A 1,559-nucleotide genomic window follows, 5' to 3' on the forward strand; every position below is an offset into this window, starting at 1 on the left:
GCATCGCGCCGATGGTGCCCGCGTCGCACGCGCAGAGACGCCCGGCGACCGGCGGCAGCGCCACGTCGATCACCACGAGCGCCGCCGCGAGCGTGCCGCCCGCCAGCAGCCAGGCAGCCCAGGGCGGCCAGCGCCAGCGCAGCAGCGCCAGCAGACCCGTTCGGAACCTGTGCTCCACGGCCGCCACCTCGTCGTCGATGATGTGTCGATGCGGACGAAGGCGACCGCCCATAAGGCGCGCGCCGCCTTGTCGGCAACGACGCAACCTTGGCGTTATGCCGTGCAGGCTCAAACAACATAGGTTATACGCAACGGCCTCGCTTCGCGGCACTTTTCCGTGATGACCACCCACCGCCCCTGGAAGCCAGACGCCGTGCACCCGACGCCCTGCCAGGCCTGCCCGCTGCGCACGCTGCCGTCGATCAAGCCCAACACGCCCGATGAGATCGAGTTCATCCAGCGGCAGAAGACGGCGGAGATCACCTATCGCCCCGGCACCCTGCTGGTGCAGGAGGGGCAGCGCGACGAGCGGCTGTTCACCCTGTTGAGCGGCTGGGCGTTCCGCTTCAAGTCGCTGCCGGATGGGCGGCGGCAGATCCTCAATTTCCTGCTGCCCGGCGATCTCATCGGCCTGCAGGGCAAGCTGTTCGACGAGGCGCCGCACGGCGTGGAGTCGCTGACCACCGTCACCCTGTGCGCCTTCACGCGCGAACGCACATGGGACGTGTTCCGCGAGTATCCGGCGCTTGCATACGACATCACCTGGCTCTGTGCGCACGAGGAACGGTTCCTCGACGAGGGACTGCTGTCCGTCGGGCGGCGCACGGCGCTGGAGCGGGTGGCGACGCTGCTGCTGCTGCTGTGGTCGCGCGCCGGGCAGCTCGGGCTGGTGTCGGAGGGCGTACTGGCGCTGCCGCTGACGCAGGCGCACATCGCCGACGCGCTCGGCCTGTCGCCCGTGCACACCAACCGCACGCTGCAGGTGCTGCGCCGCCGGCGGCTGTTCGTGCTCAAGGACGGGCTGCTCTCGGCGGTGGACGAGGCCGGGCTTCGCCGCCTCACCCGCTTCGATCCGCCGCAGGAACGACGCCCGCTTTATTGAGGCGCCGTTATTGAGGTGTCCCGGGCGCGGGCAGGGCGGGTGCGACGGCGGGGGCAGCCGTCAGCGCGCGCAGATGCGCGACGTTGCGCAGATGCTCGGGCAGCGTGCGCGCAAAGGCATGCCCGCCGCTGCCGTCGGCGACGAAATACAGGTCGTCGCTCGCCGCCGGATGCAGCACCGCGTCGATCGAGCCGAGACCCGGCGCGCAGATCGGGCCCGGCGGCAGACCGGTGACGACATAGGTATTGTAGGCGCTCGGCGTCTCCAGCTCCGCCCGCGTCAGCCGGTGATCGAGCACACCCGCGCCGTCGCTCGCGGCATAGACGACCGTCGGGTCGGATTGCAGGCGCATCCCGTCATGCAGGCGGTTGAGGAACACGGCGGCGACGTGCGGCCGCTCGTCGGGGCGCGCCGTCTCGCGCTCGACACCCTGTCCGGCATCTTCACCGCCAGCCCG

General features: G+C 70.6%; 2 protein-coding genes. One reads left to right on the forward strand and one right to left on the reverse strand.

Annotation, left to right across the window (positions count from 1 at the left end):
• The first annotated feature begins 340 nt into the window (after window positions 1–340).
• Window positions 341–1,102 (forward strand): Crp/Fnr family transcriptional regulator, encoded by a 762-nt coding sequence (locus tag B8460_RS16985; protein WP_048862804.1) that lies wholly within the window; start codon window positions 341–343, stop codon window positions 1,100–1,102.
• A 7-nt stretch (window positions 1,103–1,109) separates the two neighbouring features.
• On the opposite strand, the gene mltG is transcribed toward B8460_RS16985, so the two are convergent.
• Window positions 1,110–1,559, reverse strand: a 450-nt coding sequence (gene mltG, locus B8460_RS16990; protein ID WP_048862805.1) for an endolytic transglycosylase MltG, incomplete at its 5' end; no start/stop codon positions are given.

Origin of the sequence: Acidisphaera rubrifaciens HS-AP3 (assembly GCF_000964365.1) — a bacterium.
GTDB classification, from domain to species: Bacteria; Pseudomonadota; Alphaproteobacteria; order Acetobacterales; family Acetobacteraceae; genus Acidisphaera; species Acidisphaera rubrifaciens.